Source organism: Staphylococcus sp. EG-SA-2 (assembly GCF_017152085.1).
The window spans coordinates 1-5,631 of the sequence record NZ_JACYHC010000430.1 but is presented as its reverse complement, the minus strand read 5'-3'; the positions used below and the strand labels follow the sequence as shown (position 1 = coordinate 5,631).

4 protein-coding genes are annotated in these 5,631 nt (G+C 38.3%); all 4 read right to left on the bottom strand.

Features of this window, described 5'->3' with window-relative positions:
* Positions 1 to 968 (bottom strand): thiolase family protein (locus tag IDG60_RS05120; protein WP_206160540.1); only part of this gene is annotated, 968 nt, incomplete at its 3' end.
* Positions 969 to 997: 29 nt separating this feature from the next.
* Complete coding sequence (fadB, locus tag IDG60_RS05115; protein WP_000154537.1) at positions 998 to 3,259, bottom strand: 3-hydroxyacyl-CoA dehydrogenase/crotonase FadB; 2,262 nt, start codon at positions 3,257 to 3,259, stop codon at positions 998 to 1,000.
* Positions 3,260 to 3,444: 185 nt separating this feature from the next.
* On the bottom strand, positions 3,445 to 4,656 hold the full coding sequence (fadE, locus tag IDG60_RS05110) for an acyl-CoA dehydrogenase FadE (protein ID WP_000142195.1): 1,212 nt from the start codon (positions 4,654 to 4,656) through the stop codon (positions 3,445 to 3,447).
* 111 nt (positions 4,657 to 4,767) lie between these two features.
* Positions 4,768 to 5,631: class I adenylate-forming enzyme family protein (locus IDG60_RS05105; RefSeq protein WP_206160539.1), on the bottom strand; the 864-nt coding region annotated here is incomplete at its 5' end.

Here is a 5,631-nt window from a genome sequence, read left to right as displayed (position 1 = left end):
GTTTGAGAAGCAAATGCTTCGTTCAATTCGATCAAATCAATGTCTTCAACAGATAGATTGCTGAGTGACAATACTTCAGGAATCGCATATGCAGGCCCAATACCCATAATTTTCGGGTCAACGCCTACTGCCTTATAACCAACGAATCGTGCAATAGGTGTCACGCCTAGTTCTTTCACTTTATCTCCAGACATTAAAACTACAAATCCTGCACCATCAGAAAGTGGGGCAGATGTTCCCGCAGTCACAGTGCCGTCAGCTTTAAATACTGTACGTAATTTGGCTAATGCCTCCATCGTGGTGTCAGGGCGTATAAATTCATCTTGGTCAAAGATATTTGTGTGTACTTTTGGTCCTGCGTTTGTATATTCAACTGAGTTTACCCGTATTGGAATAATTTCATCTTTGAACCGACCATCACGTTGTGCGTCATAGGCACGTTGATGACTTCTGACAGCATAAGCATCTTGATCTTCGCGTGATACGTCAAATTGGGATGCTACATTTTCAGCAGTTAAACCCATAGGATATGACGCACCTATATCATCATATTGTAAGGTTGGATTGTTTGTGGGCTCGTTGCCACCCATTGGTACGGCACTCATCAATTCAACGCCACCAGCTACAAGTATATCTCCTTGACCAGCCATAATTTGATTGGCTGCAATCGCGATGGTTTGTAATCCTGATGAGCAGTAGCGATTCACTGTTTGACCCGGTACCGTGTCAGATAATCCCGCACGCAATGCAATCGTTCGTGCAATGTTTTGTCCTTGTAATCCTTCTGGAAAAGCCGTACCAACAATGACATCTTCAATCATATTCTTATTGAATTTTCCGTCAATACGTTTCAATACGCCTTGTAATACTTTGGCTGCGACATCATCAGGTCTTTCGTGGAATAATGCGCCTTGCTTTGCTTTCGCTGCGGCTGAACGCCCATAAGCTACAATGTATGCTTCTTGCATGGTTATCATCCTCTCTTAATGACTATCTTTTAATTACGTAATGGCTTACCAGTTTTTAACATATGTGCAATTCTTTCATATGATTTTTTAGATTTTAGTAAGTCAATAAAGCCAATTTTCTCCAACGATTGAATGTAACGTTGATTTATAAATGTATTTCTTGGTAAATCACCACCCGCTAAAATTGTGGCGATATTTAAGGCGATATGATAATCATGGTCGCTAATAAAATGCCCCCGTCTTTGCGCATCTAATTGTCCTTGGATCAATGCTTTGAAGTCTTCACCTAAAGCGATATATTGATGTCTAGGATTCGGAATATAGTTTGTTTCTGCTTCATATTTCGCACGTTTGAGCGCAACTTCGACACGTTGTGCTGTATTGAAAATAATCGTATCTGTATCACGTAAATAACCATAACGACGTGCCTCAAAGGCATTTGTAGAGACTTTCGCAAATGCGATATTCGTCAGTACTTTTGTCATGGAAGCTTGTTTGTCATCAAACTTATGCGATGTGCGTAATATGCGATCAGCCATTTCTGCAAGGCCACCGCCACTCGGTAATAAGCCAACGCCTGCTTCAACAAGACCTATATATGTTTCACTTGCAGCGACAACAATAGGTGAGTAAAGTACAAGCTCACAGCCACCGCCTAAGGCACGACCTTGAACAGCTGTGACTACTGGTTTCAAACTATACTTCAAACGATTAAAGCTATAATGTAATTTATCAATTGATTGTGCAACGACATCATCTACAAGACCGTCTTCATGCGCCTTTTTCATTAAGAAAAGGTTAGCACCCACACTGAAATTATTACCATCTGCATAAATGACCATACTTGTGTAATGGTCATTTTCCAGTAAATCAATGGCATCAACTAACGCATCGTTGAATTCATCGGTAATGACATTATTTTTACTTTGTAATTTCAGTAACAGTTGATCATCATGAGTTACGGAAAGTTTGGCATCACCTTTATCCCAAAGTTCATCTTTTACGAAGTGAGAAACAGGTGTTGCATATTCAATGGTCTCATCTTGTTTATAAAAGCCACCATCTAAATCACTAATCCATTGTGGTAAGTCTCCAAGTTCGTCTTCCATACGTGTTTTAACACGTTCGTATCCCATTGCATCCCATAATTGGAATGGACCAAGTTTCCAGTTGAACCCCCAGACAAGCGCACGGTCTATGTCTCGGAAATCATCGGTAGCTTTAGGTACATTGATAGCAGAGTAATAGAAATTATTACGTAATGTCTCCCATAAAAATAGTCCCGCTTCGTCTTGCGCATTGAATATGACATCAAGGTTATGCACTAAGTCTTTATTAAATTCATTTAAAATTGGTAATTGTGGTTGCGATACAGGTACATAATCTTGTTTTTCAACATCGTAAACAAGTCGAGCTTTAGTTTCTTTATCCTTTTTGTAAAATCCTTGTTTCGTTTTACGTCCGAGTGCGCCATTGTCAAACAACGTATTTACAATTTTGACATCATGAAAATAAGGCGTTTCTTCAGGTACTTGTTGCATGCCTTTAATTACAGACACTGCAATATCTAAACCGACTAGGTCGGATAGGGCATATGTACCTGTTTTAGGACGACCAATCGCTTGCCCAGTTAAAGCATCCACATCTACAATGCTTAACTTGTGTTGCTCGGCGCGATACATAATATCATTCATTGTTTGCGTGCCGACTCTATTTGCGACAAAGCCAGGCACATCATTGACGACAATGACACCTTTACCTAACACATTTTGCGCGAAATTTTTTACATCTAATATGATAGATTCCTTCGTGTGTGACGTAGGTATTAACTCCACTAATTTCATAATACGTGGTGGGTTAAAGAAATGTAGACCAAAGAATCGTTCTTGATCCTTCTCGTTAAATGCTTGAGCAATCGCATTAATTGGAATACCTGATGTATTTGTAGCAAATAAAGCATCTTCTTTAGCATGTTGTAGAACTTGTTGCCAAACAGCATGCTTAATTTCAATATCTTCTTTGACTGCTTCGATATATAAATCAGCATCATCATTTACCAAGTCATCATCAAAATTACCATATGTTAAATGACTCACTAGATTTAAGTCGAATAGTAGCGGCCGTTTCTTATCTGTAATTTTATCGTAAGATTTTTTCGCAATGAGATTTGGATCGTTTTTGTCCACTACAATATCTAATAGTTTTACTTTAAGTCCAGCATTCACAAAGAGTGCTGCCAGTTGAGCGCCCATCGTGCCTGCGCCAAGAACGGTTACTTTATTAATTGTCATAGTGATTCCTCCAATTTAGTTGAGGATAAGATAACCATTAAGATAATTGGAATAACGTTGCTATTTTATAAAATTAATTAAGTATCTTTGACAGTCATCTTAGCCTCTTATTTAAGGAAAAAGCTTTATGCTTAAAATAAGTCTTTTTTAGTGAAATTAATGCATCTCATATAATTATTTGCTATTTATACGAAAGCAGAATCTCCAGTCAAAGCGCGTCCAATTACTAAGGCATTAATTTCATGTGTACCTTCGTACGTGTAAATCGCTTCTGCATCAGAGAAGAAACGTGCAATATCATAATCGTCAGCTAGTATGCCATTACCACCTGTAATACCGCGGCCCATAGCTACTGTCTCACGCAAACGTAAGGCATTCATCATCTTCGCCGTTGAAGTTGCAACCTCGTCATATTCACCATGTGCTTGCATATTAGCTAATTGAGCACATGTTGCCATTGCTTGAGCTAAATTACCTTGCATCATTGCTAGCTTTTCTTGTATTAACTGATATTTACTAATTGGTTTGCCGAATTGCTTACGCTCAGTGACATAATCTAATGTGGCACGTAAAGCGCCAGCCATACCACCTGTAGCCATATAAGCAACGCCTGCTCTCGTTGAATAAAGAATTTTGGCAATATCTTTAAAGCTTGTTATGTTTTGTAAGCGATCCGCTTCATCTACTTTGACATTAGTTAATTTAATTAGTGCGTTAGGAACAATGCGAAGTGCGATTTTATTATCAATGACTTCAATATCGACGCCATCTTGTTCTGGTCTGACTACAAAGCAATGGGGTTTGCCAGTTTTTTTATTTACTGCGAATACTGGAATGACATCAGATACATGTGCACCACCAATCCATTTCTTTTCACCATTGATAACCCAAGTATCGCCTTGGCGTTCAGCGACTGTTTCAAGACCTCCCGCAACGTCCGAACCGTGTTCTGGTTCAGTTAAAGCAAAGCATGTACGCAGTTCATGTGACTGTAATTTAGGTACATATTTCGCAATTTGTTCTTTGCTACCTCCGAAATAGAAAGTGTTATGCCCTAAACCTTGGTGAACACCGAGTAGGGTAGCTAAGGAAATATCAAATCGCGCGAGTAGGTAAGACATGAAAAACTGAAATAGTTGACTAGGCATTTTGGCGTTTGGACGATCCTTGTAAAGTAATGGATTGTTAAAATAATTTAATTCTCCCAGATCTTTAAAATAGTCCTCGGGTACAGTAGCGTCTATCCAATGTTGATTAATATTTTCACGGTACTTACTTTCTAGCAATGAATCTACTTGTTGTAAAAATTCGACTTCACCGTCTGTTAAACCTTTAGCAATACTAAGTACATCTTCAGGAAATAATGTTTTTAAGACCGTTTCTTTTTCAAATGTCATATAAATTCCTCCTAAAAATAATATGAATACTAATGTGAAATGCATTTAATTCAAAAACAACACGCTTTATTTGTAAACGCTTACACTAAATGTCAAAAATTTTTATCACCTTTAAAGTGTTTGTGAGACTTTGTCATTCATCATTTGTCGAATCGCAAGTTTATCTGGTTTCTGCGTACTGTTTAACGGCATATGTGTCACTGGTACATACATTCTTGGGACTTTATAACCTGCTAAACGACTTCGCATATGTTGATCTAAAATTTCAGCGTAATGAGGTTCATCTTCGCGAAGTATAATGGCTGCAGCAATTGATTCACCATATTTTGGATGATCATAGCCAACGACCACACACCGGTCTACTAGTGGATGCTCAGCTAAAGCATTTTCGACTTCAGATGGTAAGACATTTTCGCCACCAGTTATGATTAATTCTTTTTTGCGGTCAATAATAAATATATCGCCATCGTCGTCCATCTTCGCTAAGTCACCAGTTAATAAATAACGACCATGAAATGCTTTGGCAGTCTCTGCTGGTTTATTCCAATATCCTGGCGTGACATTTTTAGCCTTAATTGCAAGTTCGCCAATCTCACCAGTAGGTACTTCCTCACCGTTATCATCAAGGATACGTGCATCAACGAACATGACTGCTTTACCAATACTCATTGGCTTACGTTTTGAATTTTCCGGTGTATTAACAAGTACAAGAGGTGCTTCAGTTAAACCATAGCCGTTAATAATGTTTATGCCATATTGTTTAAAAGCTGCTTGGATACTTGGTAATGGTTGTGAACCACCTTGGATGATATAATCCATAGCTCTAAAATTTTCAGGATTAAAATTACTAGCACGTAGCGTACTATAATACATTGTCGGAATCATGATAATAAATGTAGGGTGATATTGTGCAATCATGTCATTCAATTCTTCGCCGTTAAAGTAACGTTGAAGAATAAGTGTGCCACCTGACAT